19 protein-coding genes are annotated in these 20,325 nt (G+C 38.7%); 10 read left to right on the top strand and 9 right to left on the bottom strand.

From position 1 onward, the window contains the following. Positions 1-10: 10 nt before the first annotated feature. The 6 genes from AC0IWT_RS13580 to AC0IWT_RS13605 all read right to left on the bottom strand — a co-directional run bounded on the left by AC0IWT_RS13580 (position 11) and on the right by AC0IWT_RS13605 (position 7,853). Positions 11-3,013: a SusC/RagA family TonB-linked outer membrane protein gene (locus AC0IWT_RS13580; RefSeq protein ID WP_471797558.1), complete on the bottom strand. Its 3,003-nt coding sequence runs from the start codon at positions 3,011-3,013 to the stop codon at positions 11-13. A gap of 635 nt (positions 3,014-3,648) precedes the next feature. Beyond that, the gene (locus AC0IWT_RS13585; protein ID WP_471797559.1) at positions 3,649-3,870 is read right to left on the bottom strand and encodes a VF530 family protein; all 222 of its coding nucleotides are present in this window, start codon (positions 3,868-3,870) and stop codon (positions 3,649-3,651) included. Positions 3,871-3,897: 27 nt separating this feature from the next. Then, a complete protein-coding gene (locus AC0IWT_RS13590; RefSeq protein WP_471797560.1) occupies positions 3,898-4,506 on the bottom strand; it encodes a class I SAM-dependent methyltransferase in 609 nt (202 codons plus the stop codon). A gap of 84 nt (positions 4,507-4,590) precedes the next feature. Further along, the gene (locus AC0IWT_RS13595; RefSeq protein WP_471797561.1) at positions 4,591-6,582 is read right to left on the bottom strand and encodes a M1 family metallopeptidase; all 1,992 of its coding nucleotides are present in this window, start codon (positions 6,580-6,582) and stop codon (positions 4,591-4,593) included. A 118-nt stretch (positions 6,583-6,700) separates the two neighbouring features. Next, entirely contained in the window at positions 6,701-7,438 is a 738-nt protein-coding gene (locus tag AC0IWT_RS13600; protein ID WP_471797562.1) for a hypothetical protein, read from the bottom strand. A 67-nt stretch (positions 7,439-7,505) separates the two neighbouring features. Further along, positions 7,506-7,853, bottom strand: a complete 348-nt coding sequence (locus AC0IWT_RS13605; protein ID WP_471797563.1) for a Spx/MgsR family RNA polymerase-binding regulatory protein — start codon at positions 7,851-7,853, stop codon at positions 7,506-7,508. Between the two features lie 203 nt (positions 7,854-8,056). On the opposite strand from AC0IWT_RS13605, the gene AC0IWT_RS13610 reads away from it, so the two are divergent. From AC0IWT_RS13610 to ytxJ, 4 genes are all read left to right on the top strand, one after another. Then, entirely contained in the window at positions 8,057-9,562 is a 1,506-nt protein-coding gene (locus AC0IWT_RS13610) for a sensor histidine kinase (protein ID WP_471797564.1), read from the top strand. A 21-nt stretch (positions 9,563-9,583) separates the two neighbouring features. Beyond that, positions 9,584-10,258, top strand: a complete 675-nt coding sequence (locus tag AC0IWT_RS13615) for a LytR/AlgR family response regulator transcription factor (protein ID WP_471797565.1) — start codon at positions 9,584-9,586, stop codon at positions 10,256-10,258. Between the two features lie 63 nt (positions 10,259-10,321). Further along, entirely contained in the window at positions 10,322-10,813 is a 492-nt protein-coding gene (ribH, locus tag AC0IWT_RS13620; protein WP_471797566.1) for a 6,7-dimethyl-8-ribityllumazine synthase, read from the top strand. 252 nt (positions 10,814-11,065) lie between these two features. Continuing rightward, positions 11,066-11,398 carry a bacillithiol system redox-active protein YtxJ gene (gene ytxJ / locus AC0IWT_RS13625; protein ID WP_056869727.1) on the top strand — a complete coding sequence of 111 codons (333 nt, stop codon included), beginning with the start codon at positions 11,066-11,068 and terminating at the stop codon, positions 11,396-11,398. A 114-nt stretch (positions 11,399-11,512) separates the two neighbouring features. On the opposite strand, the gene AC0IWT_RS13630 is transcribed toward ytxJ, so the two are convergent. After that, a complete protein-coding gene (locus tag AC0IWT_RS13630; protein WP_471797567.1) occupies positions 11,513-13,021 on the bottom strand; it encodes a malate:quinone oxidoreductase in 1,509 nt (502 codons plus the stop codon). Positions 13,022-13,498: 477 nt separating this feature from the next. On the opposite strand from AC0IWT_RS13630, the gene AC0IWT_RS13635 reads away from it, so the two are divergent. The 4 genes from AC0IWT_RS13635 to AC0IWT_RS13650 all read left to right on the top strand — a co-directional run bounded on the left by AC0IWT_RS13635 (position 13,499) and on the right by AC0IWT_RS13650 (position 16,521). Next, the gene (locus AC0IWT_RS13635; protein ID WP_471797568.1) at positions 13,499-13,849 is read left to right on the top strand and encodes a nuclear transport factor 2 family protein; all 351 of its coding nucleotides are present in this window, start codon (positions 13,499-13,501) and stop codon (positions 13,847-13,849) included. A gap of 251 nt (positions 13,850-14,100) precedes the next feature. Beyond that, the gene (gene lipA, locus AC0IWT_RS13640; RefSeq protein ID WP_471797569.1) at positions 14,101-14,994 is read left to right on the top strand and encodes a lipoyl synthase; all 894 of its coding nucleotides are present in this window, start codon (positions 14,101-14,103) and stop codon (positions 14,992-14,994) included. Between the two features lie 115 nt (positions 14,995-15,109). Beyond that, positions 15,110-15,661 carry an RNA polymerase sigma factor gene (locus AC0IWT_RS13645; protein WP_056869723.1) on the top strand — a complete coding sequence of 184 codons (552 nt, stop codon included), beginning with the start codon at positions 15,110-15,112 and terminating at the stop codon, positions 15,659-15,661. 2 nt (positions 15,662-15,663) lie between these two features. Next, positions 15,664-16,521 carry an anti-sigma factor gene (locus tag AC0IWT_RS13650; RefSeq protein ID WP_471797570.1) on the top strand — a complete coding sequence of 286 codons (858 nt, stop codon included), beginning with the start codon at positions 15,664-15,666 and terminating at the stop codon, positions 16,519-16,521. A gap of 56 nt (positions 16,522-16,577) precedes the next feature. Here the strand turns inward: AC0IWT_RS13650 and AC0IWT_RS13655 are convergent, their stop codons facing one another. Next, positions 16,578-17,282, bottom strand: a complete 705-nt coding sequence (locus AC0IWT_RS13655) for an AIM24 family protein (RefSeq protein WP_471797571.1) — start codon at positions 17,280-17,282, stop codon at positions 16,578-16,580. Positions 17,283-17,397: 115 nt separating this feature from the next. Beyond that, positions 17,398-18,903, bottom strand: coding sequence for an NAD(P)H-hydrate dehydratase (locus AC0IWT_RS13660; RefSeq protein ID WP_471797572.1), 1,506 nt, complete (start codon positions 18,901-18,903; stop codon positions 17,398-17,400). Positions 18,904-19,167: 264 nt separating this feature from the next. Here AC0IWT_RS13660 and AC0IWT_RS13665 point away from each other — a divergent pair, with 264 nt between their 5' ends. Beyond that, positions 19,168-19,887, top strand: a complete 720-nt coding sequence (locus tag AC0IWT_RS13665; RefSeq protein ID WP_471797573.1) for a gamma-glutamyl-gamma-aminobutyrate hydrolase family protein — start codon at positions 19,168-19,170, stop codon at positions 19,885-19,887. Between the two features lie 42 nt (positions 19,888-19,929). After that, a complete protein-coding gene (locus AC0IWT_RS13670) occupies positions 19,930-20,319 on the top strand; it encodes a DUF7793 family protein (protein ID WP_471797574.1) in 390 nt (129 codons plus the stop codon). The last annotated feature ends 6 nt before the right edge of the window (positions 20,320-20,325 follow it).

A 20,325-nucleotide genomic window follows, 5' to 3' on the forward strand; every position in this document is an offset into this window, starting at 1 on the left:
TTTTGCTCTCCTATAAACCAATGTTTACACCAAATAATACCTTTTTACTTAGTGGATACCTGAAACTAGACACTCCTGAACTTAAATTTACTTCGGGATCTATGCCCGAAAATTTAGTGCCTGTCCAAAGGTTATCGCCGCTTACAAAAATTCTGGCGCTGCTAATTTTAATCTTACTCAGCCAGTTTTCTGGAATCTGATAGCCCAGCGTAACATTCCGCAAGCGGATGTAGCTTCCATCTTCAAGGTATCTTGTTGATTGTTGGTTTGAATCGTGATTTCCACCCAAAACCGGTTTTGGATGCGTGGCTACATCTCCGATTTTTTCCCATCTGGTCCAACCCGATTTTAATACCATCGCATTATAGCTTTCGTACAAGCCATCGTTATCGAAATAAGCACGACTGTTATTATACACTTCGTTGCCGTAAACAAAATTTAGGAATGCACTTAGCGAGAAGCCTTTGTAAGAAAATGTATTGGTAAAACCGCCGGTAAATTTTGGGGAAGCAGAAGTGCCTGTATATTGGCGGGTTGCCTGTGCGTAGGTATTTGTAACGGCGATATGGCTTACGCCGTCGGCATCGGTAATTACTTTCTCCCAAAGCGGATCGCCATTATTTGGATCTACACCTGCCCAGATTGGCATCTTCCAGTCGAAAATATCGCGACCAACAGCACTTGGCTGAGAACCCCCTGGATTTATAGCGTCTTTATCATTCGTTAACTTTAAAATTGTATTTCTGTTAAAAGCCATGTTTAAATTGGTTTCCCATTTAAATTCGCCCGTAAAGTTTTTTGTTGTCAGGTTAAATTCTAACCCTCTGTTTTTTAAAGCGCCAACATTATCAAAATAGCCTTTATAACCTTCGGTTGAAGGAAGCGGCACAAAGAATAATAATGCATTAGAACGCTTGTCGTACAAATCGACACTTAAATCTATGCGATTCCAGAAACCAATGTCGAAACCAATATTTGCTGTTTTCTGCTTTTCCCAGGTTAAATTCGGGTTTCCCTTTTGAGATGGACTTGCGCCGGGAAGACCTCCATAGCTTGCTCCGGTATCAATAGAATAAAGACCTAAAGATGGATAATCACCAATTTCCGCATTACCTGTTGTACCATAACTTGCTCTTAATTTTAGGAAGCTAATCGCTTTAATAGATTTTAAAAACTGTTCGTTGCTAAGAATCCACGAGGCGCCCAATTGATAAAAATCGCCACCACTCTTGTTTATGCCAAAACGTGATGAATTTTCATGCACAAATGATGCGATGGCAAAATATTTTCCAGCATAGTTATAATCTACCTGACTCAGGTATTTGCTGAAATTATACTCATTCGTTCCGCCAGATGGATTGCTGATAATATCGGTTGCTGTGGACATCACCGGACGACCGGCAGGCAAATTTTTTCCATTTAGGTTGGCTTCATCGTAATATGATTTTTCGGCCTCTCCAACGGCAAGAACAGTTAGGTGATTTTCGCCAAAACTATTTTCATATTTCAGCCTGTTAGAACTTAGCAACCTATTTTTATAGCTGGTAGAGTTATACAAAGAACCGTTCGTTGCACCGCCTTCTTTAGTCCTTTTATCGTAGTAATCTACTGCAAAAGTGTTGTAAAAAGTTGTTCTGTTATAGCTGGAGAAAGTTAGATTTTTAACAATGTTATAATCGAGATTTACATCGGCACTCAGGTTTAAACTTCTTGCATACGAAAGATTGTATTGTGTAGAATGTAAAAAGTTTTCGACGTCGCGTCCCAGCCAACTTGGGGTAATCCTTGGGTCAATTGGCGTACCATCCACGTTATACGCCGGATCGAAAGGCAAGTTTAAATAGCCATCACCCAAACTATTACTATTTGCATAGTTATCCCTGGTAAAAACTCCGTTTAGCAACAAACTTAGTTTAAGTTTTTTGGTTAACTGGCTGCTTAAGTTTGTGCGTAAGTTGTAAGCATTTTTATCGTTGTTAACCACAGTACCTTGCTCTCTATAGTAATTTCCGGCTACATAATAGCGTGTTTTCTCAGTTCCACCCGATGCTGACACGGTATAGTTTTGCGTCATACCATCCCGCGTGGCTAAATCCCACCAATTGGTGTCGGTATTTAAAACCGCCGGATTAGGATTTGAAAATGTTTTCTGGTAATCGTACAATTGCTGACTATCCATCAGTTTGAAATTGCCTGTAGATGGTGAGTTAAAACCCACAACAGAATTAAATTCGATTTTCGCCTCGCCAGCTTTACCAGTTTTCGTAGTTACGATGATAACACCGCTACCCGCACGGGATCCATATAAACCTGTTGCCGCAGCATCTTTTAAAATCGTGATAGATTCTACATCGTTTGGGCTGTAGGTTGCACCCTCTGAGCCGTAAGCACCCAAAATGTTTCCATCAACAACCAATAGCGGTGCTGTGCCCCCATTAATGCTACTTATACCACGAATAGTTATGTTGGGTGCTGATGTTGGATCGCCAGAAGCCGACGAAACGACCACTCCGGGCGCCTTACCCTGAATCATAGAAATTACATCGTTGGAAGCAACGCCTTTAAGCTTCTCTGCAGAAATTACAGATACTGAACTTGATAATTCGCCCTGCTTTTTTGAAGAATAGCCAACAACAACCACATCAGATAGATTGTTGTCTTCTTCCGCCAGGGAAATATTGAAAACAGTTTTGCCCTGAATTGCGATTTCCTGGGTTTTGTAACCCATGGATTTGACAACCAGAATCCCATTAGCTGGAACTTTTATTGTGAAATTACCATCTGCATCGGTAGAAGTTCCAATGCCAGGGTTGGCTTTTAAAGTTACAGTTGCACCCGGAACAGGCCCGGATTTATCTGTTATTTTACCTTTTATCGTTACATCATCAGCGGGCATTGCTTTTACATAAGCGTGGCCTAGACTGGTTTTGTTACTTATTATAGTTGCTGCCTGACTTTTATTTAGCCATAACAAGCCAACTCCTCCAAGTAGTAGCAAAGATTTAATCTTCATATTGTATTTTTTAGTTAGTTGATAGGTTATTGAATTCACATTAATGGTTTAATTTCACTCATAGGCAGCTAAATTGTTGATAAGAGTTTGTTTTCCGGTTCTCAAGACGTATTTGGTTATTTTATTGCGAGGAATTACAAAAACCACTGTTAAATGGTTAATCGCCTCATATAAAAACCTAATTTATAGCATTCGAATAGCACTTTCTTTTAAAATACTACGCAAACGTTTGTCAACAAAGCATATAAAAATCCTACAAGCTACATTCGCAGATGCTGAAGGATTTAGGACGTGCCCCAATTTATTCTAATTAAAACCGAAAGTGCTTTTTAACCGGTTTTAAGAAGATTTAATTTGTAAAAGGAGATGAGGGATAATTAAATAAGGAGGAATTGGCTGAGAAAAATAACGCAATTTGAAAAACAACAAACGTTTGCGTTAAGATTTATCATCCAAATCAGTACCCGAAGCATAATTATGTGCCTGCGGAGTTAAGAAATAGTGCTTTAAATGATTGCTGTAATTATGTTTGAAATATCTGGCTGTTTTTTACTTTGACTAAACCAAAGTCTGCGCTTTTGAAAGATAATTAAAATTGAGCGAATTAACGATTCACTTAAAAACGGTAGCTTTTGCTATTTGTTGAACGTACTTAGGTATAGTTCTTCCACTTTTTTTCTGGCCCAATCCATTCTGCGTAAAAACTTTAAACTTGATTTGATACTTTGATTATTGTTAAAACAATCAATTTTAATTAACGAACCCAATTTTTCCCACCCATAATGAAGCTGTAAATCGGTTACTATCTTTTCTAAAGTAATGCCATGCAGGGGATTATTCTTTTGCTGTTCAATCATGTTTGCAAAGTTATATCAAATAATAAATTAAAGCGATTTATATTGAGCCATCCAAACAGTTGCGTTTCCACAGGCGGGATCATCAATTGTATGCGACAAGACGCTGAAATTATGCCTTTCTAACAGCAACTCGTATTCAGCGCTATCTAAAGATGCATGAAATAAATTCACTCCGCCGTTCAAACCCCAAGCCTCTCCTTTTTTCGTTCCGGAGGTAAAAAGTAAAATCCCTTTTGGTTTTAAATGCTGTTCAAACACAGCAAACATTCTTGTTTGGTCTGCAGCAGGCAAATGAAAAAAACTATGCCAGGCAACCACAGCATCATATTTTTTTGGTAATGATAACTCCCGCATATCAGCTAAAATAAAAGCTGCCAATGGTAAATTTTTCTTTGCCAGCCCAAGCATTTTCTCACTTGCATCTACACCGGTTACGTTGAAACCGTTATCCTGAAAATAATTTAAAATCGGCAAACCTGTTCCGCAACCAACATCAAGGATGCTTCCATTAATCGGGATTAACGCAATGAGTTTATCGAGGTAGCCTTTTTCCATTAAATTTTGAGGGCGGTTTTCAGCAAACCAATCTCCAATTTCATTGTAAGCTTCAAATACGTTCTGGCGATTTCCTTCCATAATGCAACCTAACCATTTGCCCCTTAAAAACAAAAGCCATTCTGCAAACAGAATGGCTTTTGAATAAGAATTGTACCGTTAAAATTATTGAGCTGTCCAGCTATTGTTATCAGGATTTAAATCTGGCAAGACTTTATTTGGATCTAAAATTACTGATGTAACTTCTTCATTTGTTGGATAACGTACAGTCCAGCTTGTATTTTTCATCCAAACATCAACCGGAAGTTTTATGATATCCGTTTTACCACTTTTAGTTTTAACCTGAAGGATAATTGGCATTGGCATTTTTTCCAGATTGTTTACCTGAATGGTATAGGCTGTAATGTTTCCGTCGGTTTTAACGGCTTGTACATTACCGATTGCCTGGTCCATTTTCCAATTGTTTAACCACCAGCTTCTCCAAAACCAAGCTAAATCTTCACCTGCACCATTTTCCATCGAACGAAAGAAATCAAAAGGTGTTGGGTGTTTAAATGCCCAGTTCTTTATATACTGGCGGAAAGCGTAGTCAAATCTGTCTTCGCCCAGTACCTGGTCTCTTAAAATATTTAAGCCCCATCCTGGTTTGCTGTAAAGGTTAATACCAATATTTCTTTCTGCCATTCCATCAGGCATAAGCATAATGTTTTCCATTGCTGGGTTACCAATTACTGCTTTACCAATACGGTTCATATCTGTCGGGCGTGGTTTATACTCGCCATTGTTAAAACTCTGAGCTGAAATACCGTTGATGAAAGTATTAAAACCTTCGTCCATCCAGCCGTATTTACGCTCATTCGAGCCCACAATCATCGGGAACCACGAGTGTCCGAATTCATGGTCGATTACGCCCCATGCACTTGCTTTTTTAGCTTTCCAGCCGCAAAATACAATCCCGGGATATTCCATACCGCCAATATTTGTAGCTACGTTAACGGCCATGGGATAAGGATATTCGAACCATTTGGTAGAATAGTGTTCGATGGTAGATTTTACATATTCAACCCCGCGGCCATATGCATCTACTCCATTACTTTCAATCGGTTGCGCGGAAACGGCAAGGCCTTTTCTTCCACTCGGGAAATTAATACGAGCGGCATCTAAAACAAATGATTTTGATGATGCCCAGGCAGCATCTCTGGCATTCATAATTTTGAATTTCCAGGTCAGTTTGTCTTTTGCCGGGCGGGATTTTGGATCAGTTACCTCTTCTGCAGCACGGATATGAACAGTTGCATCGCTCGCTTTAGCGGCATTCCATCTTTTTAACTGCTCGGCGGTAAACACTTCCTGCGGGTTTAACAACTCACCAGAACCCATAACTATGTGTGTTGCAGGAGCGGTAATTGCATAGGTTATATCACCATATTCACAATAGAATTCGCCTCCGCCCCAGTATGGCAAAGTGTTCCAACCCAAAACATCATCATACACACACATGCGTGGAAACCATTGTGCAATGGCAAAAATTTCACCATTCTGAGTCGTTAAATGCCCGGTTCTATCCGAACCTTCTTTAGGAACGATGTAAGAATAATCCATTTTAATGGTTACTACATCTCCATTTGCAGCCAGGGGCTGCGCTAAACGAATTTGCATTCTGGTATCTTCAACAATTGATGTGAATTTAACCGCAGCGGTTTTTTGCGAAACGCTAACATTATTAATTTTATATCCGCCATCAAATTTTTCGCCCTGCGCACCGTAACGGCTGCGGGCCGGCGTAACCTGCTGCCCGCGAGAACCCTCTTTAAAAGTATTCTGATCTAGCTGTAACCATAAATACGGTAATTTATCCGGACTATTGTTTTTATAAGTAATGGTAACTGTTCCGTTTACCATGCTTTTAGTTTCATCAAGACTTGCAGTGATGTTATAATCTACGCGATTTTGCCAGTATTTCGCACCTGGAGCACCATTTGCAGAACGAAATTCGTTACCATTTTGGGTATAAAATAGTGGCCCGAATGCTTCGGCAGGGCTATAGTTTGTTGTTGGAGGAGTGGCCGGTGTAGAAGCCTGCTGAGCCGATGCAGAAAACGCAAAAGCCAGGCAAACAAAACACGAAGTGATAAATTTGTTTAGTCTGATAGTCATAATATGTATTTATTTGGCGGCAAATATAAAAAATAAGCACAAAGTGTATTCTTTGTGCTTATAATGTTACTTTACAAGATGTTAAGGCCTGCATTGGCGGCAATTGTATTAACTGATTTTAATTTTTCAATGCTGGCAAATCCTGCATTTTTCTTTCTGCAGGCGATAACTTTAACCAGGCATGATAAGCCTGAACAATGTAGTATGAATATTTAAAAGGGCGTTCCGACTGTACTTTCAATACAGATGGACGGTAAAGAATCATAAAGTTTTTCAAGTCCTGCCCTTCCAGTTTAAGAAGATTGCTGATTGATTTTTCGTTAAAATTCCGGTCTATTTCTGCAAGATACCGCTCCCGCTCCTCAAACTCCGCTTCTTTTCGTTGCTGGCGCCGATATTTACCATAGCCCAGATTCATGCTTAAACCACCAACCTTGTCCGTCATTTTCTTGCGTTCAAGATTGCCTCCAGTACCCATTAACGTGTACTTTTCTGCCATTGGATCTGGCGAGAGTATTTCTTTATTTATTTTGGCTCCCCGAATGTTTACATCGCCCAAATTTGTATTCCGCTCAACCATGTAAATGGTTTTAGGCAGCAAATTAGTTAAATATAATGTATCGGTGATGTAGCCCACCAAAGAAAATTCCAGCAAATCGCCTGTATTGGCTGCAATTGTAAACTTGCCAGAGGCGCTTGCGGATGTTATCTTTTTGCTATTCAGGTTTCTGATTGTTACACCGGGTAAAGAGTTGGATTTTTTAGAGAAATCGTAAATTGTACCCGTACTTACACTCGATTGCGCAAATACGCCAAAAGGAATGGCTAGAAATAGAAAGATAATCAGCTTATGCATAGTCAAAAGTATATTAGTTTAAATAACCGAGTTTGGTTTTAACAAACTTTAACATTAAACAATGGTGTTAGCCAAGTGTTTCCGCATAAGTGTTATCATCAAAAGAAATTAAAATTGCATGACCATCCTTTTCGATAACCGGGCGTTTAATAGCACTGGTATTATGAATTAAATATTGAATTGCTTTTTCTTCGGTATCAATTCCAACCTGCTCTTCTTTAGTAAGCTTTTTCCAGGTTAAGCCTTTCCTGTTCAATACGGTTTCCCATCCAAATACCTTGCACCATTGGCTTAATTTTTCTTCACTGATTCCCTTCTTCTTAAAATCATGGAATTCGAAGTCAATTTTATGCGCTTTTAACCAATCCAAAGATTTTTTTACAGTGTTGCAATTTGGTATTCCGTATACGGTCATTATATTCTTTTTTGTTCAAAGATAGGAATTGAATTTCGAATGAAAGGCTTTGTGGCAATTGAATGGATAACCAATGGAGAAAAGCCAGGAAGTTCCTATTCTATCAAATGCAGCTAATTCATCACATTTTTTTAATGTTCCATCACATTTTAAAAAGTTTTTTAATCTTCATTAGTAAAATTGCATCACCAAAAAAAAACAAAATGGATTTTAAAGATTTACGAAAAGTTGAGTTCTGGATATCTACCGCACTCTATATTTTAGTTGTTATTTTACTTATTTCCGGCGCTGATGCCAGAATACGCAACGAGAATTACTACTATTTCTTAAGCGAGAAGATTACGTATTCTTACTTTTCGAATTATCTGGTACCCGAACTGTTTCGCTTTTCCATTCTTTACCTCACTTTTCTGGCAATAAACTTCCTAATTATGCCCGCATTTTTGAAAAAGCAAAATGTGCTGGCAAACAGTTTATTCCTTGCAGCCTTGTTTTTAATCGGCGGACTGGTTTTTAGCATTTGCAAAACCTATTTCGAAGCCTACACTTTATTTGATTACGATGATTTACAACATGCCTACAACAGAATCTTTTTTCGGGGCTACGTTTACAGCATGTGGTCTATCGTTATCATCTCTGCTTATTCGCTCATTAAAGCTTTCATAAAATACTTATCCGAAACTAAAGGAAAAAACGCTGATGAAGAAACCCAAATGAAGGTAGATATCGGGTTCGGACTTGGGTTTTGGTTTGTTGGCCTGCTCCTTTGGATATCGAGCAACTCTGCAATTGAACTCAGTATCTGTTGGACGCTTGTAATTTTCTCAGCAATTGGCATAGTAATCTATTCTATTTACACGCTCCTTCCTCAAAATTTCGCGAAGGAAAAGCCCTTCAAAGTGTTTTTCTGGCAAGTGTTTTTCATCTCAATTTTACTTGCAGTGCCACTCGGTTTAATTTCAACGCTATTTATCTGGCGCATAGAAATGTTCTTCATCGTCTTTCTATTCCACATGCCAACGCAATTAATAATCAGCGCACCCTTATCGTGGTTTATTTATAAAAGGCGCCTTGCCAACAGAACAGAAATAACTTCACTAAAAACCGAGCTCGGAAAATCTGATGCAAGTTTAAGTTTTTTACAATCACAGATAAACCCGCATTTTCTTTTTAATGCTTTAAACACCCTTTTTGGAACCGCCTTGCAGGAGAATGCCGAACGCACCGGCGAAGGGATACAAAAACTTGGCGACATGATGCGTTTTATGTTACATGAAAATATGCAGGATAAAATCTCGCTTACCCGTGAGGTAGAATACCTTAATAACTACATCGACCTGCAAAAACTGCGCACATCACGCTCCGCGGATATAAAAATCGAAACCCAAATTGATGAACAATTAAACAACCTGCAGATTACGCCCATGTTGCTGATTCCATTTGTAGAAAATGCCTTTAAACATGGTATAAGTTTGCAGCAATCATCGCACATTAAAATCACGCTTCAAACAAAAGAAAAAACCCTTTATTTCGATGTGCATAACAGCATACATTTGAAGGCCGATAACGACCCGGAAAAGTTAAAAAGTGGTATTGGTTTAGAAAATGTTAAACAACGCTTAACACTTCTATACTACGGCAGGCACGAACTGATTATTCGTGAAAGCGCAAAAGAATTTTTTATTCATTTAACTTTACAGCTTGATTAAACCATTTTATACCCTTAATTAATGACTGCCATTGCAATCGATGATGAACCAATAGCGCTGGATATTATCAGGCTACATGCTTCGAAAGTGCCCTTTTTAGATCTGAAAGCTTCATTTACGAATGCTTTTGAAGCAATAGCATATTTGCAGGCCAATAAAATTGATTTAATTTTCCTCGATATTAAAATGCCGGATATCAGCGGGATAGATTTTCTACGAAGCTTGAGTAACCCACCGATGGTGATTTTTACCACCGCTTATACGGAACATGCGGTGCAGAGTTTTGAACTTGATGCTGTTGATTATTTGTTAAAACCTTTTTCACTATCGCGTTTTTTAAAAGCCTGCAACAAGGCGCAGGAACTCTTTAATCTGCGAAACCAAAAGCGTGAGAGCAAATCTGCCCATATTTTTGTAAAAGATGGTTATGAACAAATTAAAGTTGAATTAGAGCAAATCCTGTATGTTGAAGCTTCCGGAAATTACACACAGCTTCAGCTTAACGGCAGATTGCTCAGTTCAAGAATAACAATAAATGATCTGGCAGAAATGCTTCCGAAAAACGATTTTATCCGTTGCCACAGAGCCTTCATTGTAGCCAAAAATAAAATAACAAAGTTCGATCGAAGTCAGATTTGGATAGGCGAAAAAGCAATACCGATTGGCGCAACATATGGCGGCATACAACTGATTTGATAAACTGACAACTTTTAAACATTAGCTGCTTTTAAATTCCATCCTTAGCCCTATCTTTGCCGCATGTCAAGTCAATTAAAAAATTTATCAGATTTTTCTCACACAACTGTGCCTAATGGTGCAAACTATAAATTTGGAATTATCGTTGCCGAATGGAACGCTGAAATTACCGGCGCATTATATAACGGTGCTTTACAAACCTTGCTAAATAACGGCGTAGCCGCAGAAAACATAACTTCACTGGCGGTTCCGGGTAGTTTCGAATTAACGGGTGGCGCAGAGATTTTACTGAGCAAAAAAGCAGACTTAGATGCGGTAATCTGTCTTGGCTGTGTAATACAAGGTGATACTAAACACTTCGATTTTATTTGTGATGCAGTAGCGCAAGGCTTAACTAATGTTGGCATAAAATATAGTAAACCTGTTATTTTTGGTGTTTTAACAACCAATAATCTGGAGCAAGCGCAAGATCGTGCAGGTGGTAAGCACGGCAACAAAGGCGATGAGGCAGCAATAACCGCGATTAAAATGGCAGAATTTTCTGCAAATATTTAGCTTGCCTTTAATAAAAAGTTGTAACTTTAGAATTATAAAATCATATCTGATGAAGAAAGTTGCCATCTTATTATTGGCGGTGTTTTGCACCATTACTATTTTAGAATCTTGCTCATCGAAACTATGCGCTGCATATAGTTCGTATCCTGAAGGTAAACGCAGAAGAAACTAATTTTTCTTTTCTCATTTTTAGGTCATTTGCAGAACATTATGTTCTGGAACTTGTTAAGCCTATAAATACATACAAAAATCATGACTTGGGTTAACTTAACTTCAATTGATCAGCTTGATGAAATAAAAAACGCAAGCGGTTTCAGCCTTATTTTCAAGCACAGCACACGGTGCTCAATCAGCATGATGGCTAGGAAAAATTTCGAAATGGATTGGGATGTGATTCCTGAAGATACCAAATTGTATTTTCTTGATCTAATCGCCTACCGGGAAATCTCAAACGCAATTGCCGAAGTTTTTCAGGTAGCACATCAATCGCCGCAAATTTTATTAATTAAAGGTGGCGAATGTATTCTGGAATCATCACATAGTGATATCTCTGCTGAAGAAGTTGCAGAGGTTATAGCTGCCTAGTTTTTTCGTTTAAGGTAAAAAAGGATCTGCTTTTTACAGCAAATCATATAAGCCATATATTTGTAGCCACAGATGAACAGGGTTTTCTTAACTGTTAATCTGTGGCTATTTGATTTAAGCCGTTTCTATTTTCAAAACTTTCGAAGTTCTGGTTCTTGTGGCTTTGCAAAGCGCTGCGTCATCCGCCAAAGCCTTGCCATAAGTTGGTATCATTTCTTTGATTTTCGCCTGCCATTCCGGAGTTGCCAAATCTTCTTTAAAACAACGGTCCAACAAATCGAGCATGATGGAAACTGCGGTTGATGCGCCTGGTGATGCACCCAATAAAGCCGCGATAGAACCGTCGGAGGCACTTACCACTTCTGTGCCAAATTCTAAAATTCCGCCTTGCTTCTCGTCCTTTTTTATAACCTGAACGCGTTGTCCGGCATATTCAAGTTCCCAATCTTTTAACTCTGCTGTAGGCAAATATTCTTTCAAAGCCTCTAGCCTATCTTCTGGCGATTGCCTTACCTGCTCAATTAAATATTTTGTTAAATCAAGGTTATGTAAACCCGCAGAGAGCATTGGGCGAATGTTATTGAATTTAATTGATTTTGGTAAATCAAGGAATGACCCGTTTTTTAAAAACTTCGTAGAGAAACCGGCATAAGGACCAAAAAGTAGTGCCTGTTTGCCATTAATCATCCTTGTATCCAAATGTGGAACCGACATCGGTGGCGCACCTACTGCTGCTTTTCCATAAACTTTAGCATGGTGCTTGGCGATAATTTCTTCATTTGTACATTTTAACCACTGGCCGCTAACCGGGAAACCGCCGAAACCTTTTCCTTCAGGAATGTCAGATTTTTCGAGCAAAGGCAACGAACCACCGCCAGCGCCGATAAAAACGAATCTCGCAACCCGTTTGCGTTTATCTCCGCTTTCTAAATCTTTCACTTTAATGCTCCAGTTATTGTCTTTGTTTTTTTTCAAATCGCGAATCTCGTGGTTGAAAAACAGACTTACATTAGGCTGGCTTTTTAGGTGGTTAAACATGTCGCGGGTTAACGAACCGAAATTTACATCCGTACCAAGATCCATTTTTGTAGCCGCCACTTTTTCACCTTTTTTACGGCCTTCCATAATTAAGGGCGCCCAGTTCTTAACCGTTTCAGTGTCTTCGGTGTACTGCATATCGCTAAACAAATCACATTTCTGTAATGCATCATAGCGTTTTTTAAGGTAATCTACATTTTTTTTGCCCCACACAAAACTCATGTGCGGAATTTTACGGATAAAATTCTCGGGACTTGAAACTAAACTTTTTTCTATAAGATATGCCCAGAACTGCTTGGAAACCTCGAAATGCTCTGCGATTTGAACAGCCTTTTTGGTTTCGACTGTACCATCTTTTTTCTCGGGCGTATAATTCAATTCGCAAAAAGCAGAATGGCCAGTACCGGCATTGTTCCATGCATCAGAACTTTCTGCGGCTGCGATATCAAGTCGCTCGTAAATTTCTATACTTAAATTAGGCTCTAATTCTTTTAATAAAACACCAAGCGTTGCACTCATTATGCCCGCTCCTATTAAAATTACATCTGCGTCAGTTTTACCAACTGTCTTTTTCTTTTTAGTCATCTTATATGAAAGGAATTACAAATTTAGAACATTTTAAATATGTCACGAATTTTTAAGCAATTAATAGTCGAAAAATTGCCGAAATATTAGATTCTGTTAATAAACTTTAACATTAGCACCAAACTTTAACATCAAAAGTTTAATTCTGTGATTTTGATTCATTTTATAACTAATGATTTTGATGTATTGTTTGCTTTCGATTATATTTAAAAACATGGTCATAATCAGGAAAGTTTTAGAAAAAGAAACAACAGCATTTGTAGGTTCATCTTTGTAATCAAGCTACTTATTACAAGGCAACGGCAATTGGCAAGTAATTGCCTAACGGAGTTTTAGGACTGTTTCAAAATGTTGAATATTTGGAAAATTAACGCAGGTTTAACACCAGTGCATCGAAGTTGTTAGTTTTATGATAAATTACGTTTAGAATAGATAAAAGGAAGAGAAAGTGTTTGAAATTGATTTAAAGCAATATATATGAAGCCAAAGGAGATTTTAGAACTGTGGATTAAAGCATTTAATGCTGCAGATTTAGAAACATTAATTGACTTATACGATGATTCTGCGGTAAATCATCAGGTTGCGAATGAAGCTGTTGAGAGAAAATATGCAATTAAAAAAATGTTTGAAGCAGAATTTGCAAATGCCGAAATGGTTTGTAAGCCGGTAAATATTTTTGAAGATGGTGATTGGGCCATTATGGAATGGCAGGACCCAAAGGGTTTAAGAGGTTGCGGCTTTTTCAAAATTGAGCATGACAAAATTATTTTGCAGCGGGGTTACTGGGATAAACTCTCATTCCATAAACTTTACGATATTCCGCTATGATTTGATTGTTTCTAGAGCATTAGCCACCTAAACCGTATTGCATCGGCATCCCCCAACATTTTTCGTTGGGGATATAGCGAAAAGACGGACCGAACCAAACCCAATAGCATTACAGCACCTTTCCAAATTTTGGTTCTAAACGTGTTATACAATATGTCCGTAATTAATGGCAAGATAAAGCTGGTGCATTATTACAACAGCCAAACATTTCAACGTTACAAGATTTCAATCCTAATCCTTAACTTTGTATCATGATTGATTTACCAGTTGTACCTGCTGTTACAGAAGTTAAACGCAAACCAGATTGGTTGCGTGTTAAATTGCCTGTTGGAAAAGAATATGCGCAAGTTCGCAGTTTGGTAGATACACATAAGTTGCATACCATTTGCGAAAGCGGAAATTGCCCTAATATGGGCGAATGCTGGGGCGCTGGTACGGCAACCTTCATGATTTTAGGAAATATCTGCACCCGTAGCTGCTCATTTTGTGCGGTTGCAACTGGCAGGCCGCTTGCTGTGGATGTTGATGAGCCAAATCGGGTTGCCAATTCGGTAAAGCTGATGGGCGTTAAACATTGCGTAATTACGTCGGTAGATCGCGATGATTTAAAAGATGGTGGTTCAATTATCTGGGCCGAAACGCTCCAGGCCATTCGCAAAGAAAGTCCTGTTACCACGTTAGAAACCTTGATCCCCGATTTTAAAGGACAATGGGATAATTTATACCGCGTTTTAGAGGAACGCCCGGAAGTGGTTTCGCACAATATGGAAACCGTTAAACGTTTAACCAGACAGGTACGTATCCAGGCGAAATATGACAGAAGTTTGGAAGCCTTAAAAAGAATTTCTGAATTTGGATTGAGGACTAAAACCGGCATTATGCTTGGACTGGGCGAAACAGATGAGGATATCTTTGAAGCGATGGATGATTTAGTGGCAAATGGAGTGCACATTTTAACCTTAGGGCAGTACCTTCAGCCAACGCGTAATCACCATCCGGTGGTAGATTGGATTCATCCTGATACTTTTGCAATGTATAATGAAGTGGGCCTTGCAAAAGGCTTAAAATATGTAGAAAGCGGACCGCTTGTCCGTTCATCTTATCATGCAGAAAAACACTTATTTCCAATTGAAGGGATTGCTTAGCACCTTTGATTTGATTGTTCTTTAAAATACTTTTATAAATCGCATTCTAAACAGGAATAGCTTTATAAAACAATTTTTTGCTTTATGTGTTGAAGATTGTATCTTAGTAACCAAAGTGACTGCATTTAAAAAATTAACCCTAACCGAGCCTGAACTTGTTTTAGCACTGCAATCGAAAGATCCTGTTGTACTAAAAACATTGTACAGTATGTATTCGTCAGCTCTGTATGGCGTTATTTCCCGTATAATTACCCATACCGAATTAGCCGAAGATGTTTTGCAGGAAACGTTTGTTAAAATCTGGCAATCGGCCTCACACTATGATAATACCAAGGGCCGTTTATTCACATGGATGATGAACATAGCCCGTAATCTTTCTATCGATAAGCTTCGTTCTAAGGATTTTAAGAATTCACTCAAAAACCAAGATATAGAAAATAACGTAAGTTTCGTTGATGAACAAAACAAGGTAACTTTTAACCCGGATGTAATGGGTGTAAAGCAACTTGTAGAGAATTTAAAACCTGATTTACAGTCTGTTCTCGATTTAGTTTATTATAAAGGCTTTACACATGTAGAGGCTGCAGAAAAGTTAAATTTGCCTTTAGGAACGGTTAAAACCCGGATCAGACTGGCCATTATAGAATTGAGAAGGAGTTTTAATTGAGCGTGGAAAATTTAAAAGCATATATAGAATCTGGAGTACTTGAGCTGTACGTTTTAGGTGATTTATCACCTGAGGAAACGTTGCAGGTTGAAGAAATGGCATCCCGGCATGTTGAAGTGCGGGATGAAATAGCTGCAATTGAGCAGGCTATGGAACAATATGCATTACAAAATGCCATTCAGCCTCCTGCAGATTTAGAAATTAAGTTGTTTGAGAAATTGGGTATAAGTGAGGATGATGAGCTTGAAACGGTTTCTGAAACCCAGTTTGAAGAAGAAGGCCCAAGAATTGTTCGTTTAGATGGTAGCGACGGACGGGTACGCACATTGAGATATGCTTTAGTTGCCTGTGTTGCTTTGTTGGTAGTTAGTACCGCGGCACTGTTTATTACTTATAATAAACTGAATGATGCGCACGACCAGATTGCCAGCTTAAATTTAGATAAGCAGAAGTTTGCCGGCGTAGTTAAGCAGCTGGAGTTTGATAACAACGGACTAAATAATATGGTTGCCATGAATGACAGTAAAGAATGGGCAACTATTCGCATGGCAGGACAAGCTTTTAGTCCGAAGTCTAAAATGAATGTTTACTGGAATAAGAAAGATAAGTCGGTGTTAATTAACTACGTTGCCATGGATTTGCCCAAAGCAGATGATACACATGAATACCAACTTTGGGCGTTGGTTAACGGCAAACCGGTAAGTTTGGGCGTATTTGGTAAAACTGATTCTACTTCGAATGATGCGCTGAAAAAGATGCAAGCCATACAAGAAGCACAGGCTTTTGCGGTAACCCTGGAACCAATGGGTGGAAGCATTAACCCTACCATGGAAAAGTTAACCGTAATGGGTGGTGTTTAGGCTACTTTTAAAATAAAAAAAAGGCTCGGATTTTAGAAAATCCGAGCCTTTTGCTTTTAAGATTTTTGAACGTATTTTACTTCTTCATAAGGTTGAACCAATACCCAGCCTTCTCCAAAAAATTCTAGCTGAAAGGATTCTCCACTTCCTCTGCCAATAAAAGAACCAAAAGTTAAATTGGTTTTAATATTTGGAGAAAGGTGTTCTGACCAGGCTACCGTTGCATTTGGATCCGTATAAACGGGTTGATTAGCACTTACCTTTAACAGCAAAGGTTCGCCGTGAGTAGTTATCGCAATATAGCCAGTTCCAGATAACCTGACCTGGAAAAGCCCGCCACTCATCATACCGGCAATGCTTTTCAGCATTTTAATTTCGTTTGTAATTGTGCCTTCTAATGCCAAAACATCGTTACCGTTTACAAAAATAGATTCGTTTTGAAGTTTAATGATTTTAACTTTTTTACCTTCATCAGCCAGGTATAATTTACCTGTTCCGGCGGCATGCATAAGGGATGTGCCTTCACCGGAAATTGCTTTCTTTAGTAAACCACCCAAACCTTTACTTAATAAGCCTTCTCGTTTGAAATCAATACTACCAACGTAGCCAACCATTGAGCCTGCCTTGGCCATTATTTTTTGATTCTTAAGATTTACTTCCAGCATCGCAGGCTTTTCAAGTTCGAAAAAATCATTTTCGCTTGGGTTTTCTGCTGATTCCTGTATCAGTTCGGTTAAAGTGTATTCTCTTTTTGTGTCCATAGTTTAGTTTTTATTAGGTTTCCGCTGCCATAAAGATATCGGCTAATTCGTTAATACCAAATAAACAAATTGTTAGCTTGGTGATTTGATTGAAAAAGAAACTTTAAATTCCGCTTCAAGCCGTTTTTGTATTTGCAAGCTGTTTCATTACTAAAGGAATCTGTTTTGCAACCTCCGATGCACTTACCGCGACACTTTCTCGGGCAAGCCTATCTCCTGCCCGGCCATGAAGGTTACATGCTAAAATTGCGGCATCCAGAGCTGTATACTTTTGAGCAAGAAACGCAACGATAACGCCGGTCAGCACATCGCCCATTCCACCTTGGGCCATCGCAGGATTTCCTGTATCATTGATAAAAACCTGCCCTGTTGGTGAACAGATGAAAGTAAATTGATTTTTTATTACGATAACAATTTTCATGCTTTTAGCTTTATCCCTTGCCGTTTGCACCCTTAACCACCAGTTAGAATGTTCGCCAAATAATCTGTCGAACTCCTTTACATGAGGAGTTAAAATAGAATTTTCAGGTAATTTTTTCAACAGATCCCGTCTTTCGGAAAGTATGTTCAGGCCATCGGCATCAATTACTAAAGGTTGTTTAGCAAATATTAGTTGCTCCAGCAATTTTTCATTCTCTGCGGAAATGCCTAAGCCCGGCCCAATAGCGATAGACTGGTATTTTTCAGGATTTTCAATTCGCGTATGTTCATTTCTGGGCAACGCCATGACTTCGGGCAGCACAGTGTTTAGCGCTGTTAAGCCACTTGCAGGTATGCAAGCAGTGGTTAAACCTGCTCCCGCATGCAGGCAGGCCATGGATGTAAGCAGCGCTGCGCCCATGGTGTTCGTATTGCCAGCGATGATTAGAGCGTGGCCATAAGTTCCTTTATGGGTAAATGATTTTCTTTCCTTAAAAATTAAATTGACGTCGCTTTCTTGAAGCAGATAAAAATCCGACACCTGCTTTTGGATAAAATTTTCATCCAAACCGATATCAACAACTTCATATTTTTCGGTAGCTAATGCCGATTCTGGAAAAAAGAAGTTAATTTTGGGGCGCTGAAAACTTATCGTTTTGTAGGCTTTTATTCCGTTATATTCAGCAGCTATATCGCCCTCAGGAGGGAATCCGGTAGGGACATCAACCGAATAAATCTTTTTATTTAGCTTATTAATGAAATTAACCAAATCAGCGTAATCGCCGGTAAGCGGTTTATTTAAACCAGAACCCAGGATTGCATCTATCACAATATCAGTTTTAATAGATTTTAAATCTGCTGGTTTATTCACAATAACTTTTTTGCACTTCGATTCATCTATCCGCTGTAAATTAATCGTAAAATCAGGACTTTGTTTCTCGCTAAAATTTACAATATAAACTTTGACATTTTCGCATCCATTATTCAAAAGCAAATGAGCAATTGCTAAGCCGTCGCCTCCATTATTTCCCTTTCCACAAAAAACCGCAATGTTTTTTTTGGCATCAAATTCATTTTTCAGAAAACTTTGCACGAAGGCCCGTGCGGCTTTTTCCATTAAATCGATGGAAGCAATTGGCTTGTTGGCAATTGTAAACTCATCCGCCTTGCGCATTTGTACCGAGGTAAGCAGTGTTTGCATTTATCTAATATAAGATTATAAGGAACAATGCAAAAGACCTGAATTTGTTTGGGTAGCGTAGGCTTTATTTCGGGCATATATTTTTTGTATCTTCCCTGTTTATCCGCCAATGCATCTTTATGTAAATAATAATTGAGAACTTAGGCATTTGTTTTCTGTAGGGCGTGTTCCTTGAGTGAAATTCACCGAAAAACAGGGCTCGAAAATAATTACAAGAACCTGAACTGGATATTTCCCTGTCTTGGCGAAATGAAATTTAAAAGCATGGCTAAAAAAATCATAGGCGTAACCGATTGTAGCAAATTCGATATTTACAGCAACTGGATTTTATCATACGATGAAAATATCCAGGTAGTTAAACTTGGCTATAAACTAAATAATTTCGAAGAGATTGAAAAATGTCAGGGAATCTTACTAACAGGCGGCGAAGACGTTCATCCAAGGTTTTACAAAATGCCCAAATACTATTCTTACTGCTACGAAGATGATGTTGATGAGCAAAGGGATGAATTTGAATTCAAGGTTATGGAATACACAGAAAAAAACGGAATTCCACTGTTAGGGATTTGCCGGGGAATGCAGGTTGGAAACGTTTTCTTTGGCGGAACGCTGATTCCCGATATTGCCACTTGGGGAAAATTTGACCATTCGAAAATGCCTGATAAAAGCGACCGGTATCATGAAGTTCTGGTTAATCCATCTTCCTGGTTAAGTACAATTGTAAATACCGACAAAGGGCTGGTAAATAGTAATCATCATCAAAGCACCGATAGAGCCGGAAAAGGTTTGGTGGTGAGCGCAATTTCCCCTGATGGCGTTACGGAAGCTATGGAAAGGCTTTATCCAGATGGAAAGGCTTTTCTTTTATTTGTACAATGGCACCCCGAGCGGTTAAAGGACAGGCAAAGTCCGTTTAGCAGGAACTTACATGAGGCATTTATTAACGCGGTAGAATTAAATATCAACGCCAAGATTTCGCATTAAAAAGCACAGGAGTTTAAGAAAAACATCGAAGGGAAATAAATAATGCAAAGCGATACTGAAAATAACTTAATTGAGGGCGAAATAGCCGATTATCTTTTAATTGACGAAGGAATATTAATTGCTTACAGCAAGAGTGTTTTACGAACGGTAGAAAGCATAAGCAGAAATGTAGATTTGGTAAAAAGAATTACCAATAATAAGCCTGCTCCACTTTTAATTTACCTGAAAAACTCACCTATACCAGACAAGGAAACCCGCAGAATATCTACAAAAAAGCTTCCTGAAATTTATACCGCAATGGCGATGGTCTCAAAACCGGGACTCGCCCAGTTCATCATGAAAATACTTTTTAAATTTCAAAACCCGCCAATTCCAATGAAATCATTTACAGATGATAAGAAAGCTATGGAATGGTTAAAACGTTTTTTGTAAACACTT

The sequence above is a fragment of the Pedobacter sp. AC464 genome, assembly GCF_979253075.1.

Bases quoted from the DNA above. Each gene is read 5' to 3' on its own strand.
- AC0IWT_RS13630 (WP_471797567.1), bottom strand. From the start codon at position 13,021: ATGACTAAAAAGAAAAAGACAGTTGGTAAAACTGACGCAGATGTAATT.
- AC0IWT_RS13665 (WP_471797573.1), top strand. From the start codon at position 19,168: ATGGCTAAAAAAATCATAGGCGTAACCGATTGTAGCAAATTCGATATT.
- AC0IWT_RS13655 (WP_471797571.1), bottom strand. From the start codon at position 17,282: ATGGACACAAAAAGAGAATACACTTTAACCGAACTGATACAGGAATCA.
- AC0IWT_RS13610 (WP_471797564.1), top strand. From the start codon at position 8,057: ATGGATTTTAAAGATTTACGAAAAGTTGAGTTCTGGATATCTACCGCA.
- ribH (WP_471797566.1), top strand. From the start codon at position 10,322: ATGTCAAGTCAATTAAAAAATTTATCAGATTTTTCTCACACAACTGTG.
- AC0IWT_RS13605 (WP_471797563.1), bottom strand. From the start codon at position 7,853: ATGACCGTATACGGAATACCAAATTGCAACACTGTAAAAAAATCTTTG.
- lipA (WP_471797569.1), top strand. From the start codon at position 14,101: ATGATTGATTTACCAGTTGTACCTGCTGTTACAGAAGTTAAACGCAAA.
- AC0IWT_RS13585 (WP_471797559.1), bottom strand. From the start codon at position 3,870: ATGATTGAACAGCAAAAGAATAATCCCCTGCATGGCATTACTTTAGAA.
- AC0IWT_RS13670 (WP_471797574.1), top strand. From the start codon at position 19,930: ATGCAAAGCGATACTGAAAATAACTTAATTGAGGGCGAAATAGCCGAT.
- AC0IWT_RS13590 (WP_471797560.1), bottom strand. From the start codon at position 4,506: ATGGAAGGAAATCGCCAGAACGTATTTGAAGCTTACAATGAAATTGGA.
- AC0IWT_RS13600 (WP_471797562.1), bottom strand. From the start codon at position 7,438: ATGCATAAGCTGATTATCTTTCTATTTCTAGCCATTCCTTTTGGCGTA.
- AC0IWT_RS13660 (WP_471797572.1), bottom strand. From the start codon at position 18,903: ATGCAAACACTGCTTACCTCGGTACAAATGCGCAAGGCGGATGAGTTT.
- ytxJ (WP_056869727.1), top strand. From the start codon at position 11,066: ATGACTTGGGTTAACTTAACTTCAATTGATCAGCTTGATGAAATAAAA.
- AC0IWT_RS13595 (WP_471797561.1), bottom strand. From the start codon at position 6,582: ATGACTATCAGACTAAACAAATTTATCACTTCGTGTTTTGTTTGCCTG.
- AC0IWT_RS13635 (WP_471797568.1), top strand. From the start codon at position 13,499: ATGAAGCCAAAGGAGATTTTAGAACTGTGGATTAAAGCATTTAATGCT.
- AC0IWT_RS13580 (WP_471797558.1), bottom strand. From the start codon at position 3,013: ATGAAGATTAAATCTTTGCTACTACTTGGAGGAGTTGGCTTGTTATGG.
- AC0IWT_RS13615 (WP_471797565.1), top strand. From the start codon at position 9,584: ATGACTGCCATTGCAATCGATGATGAACCAATAGCGCTGGATATTATC.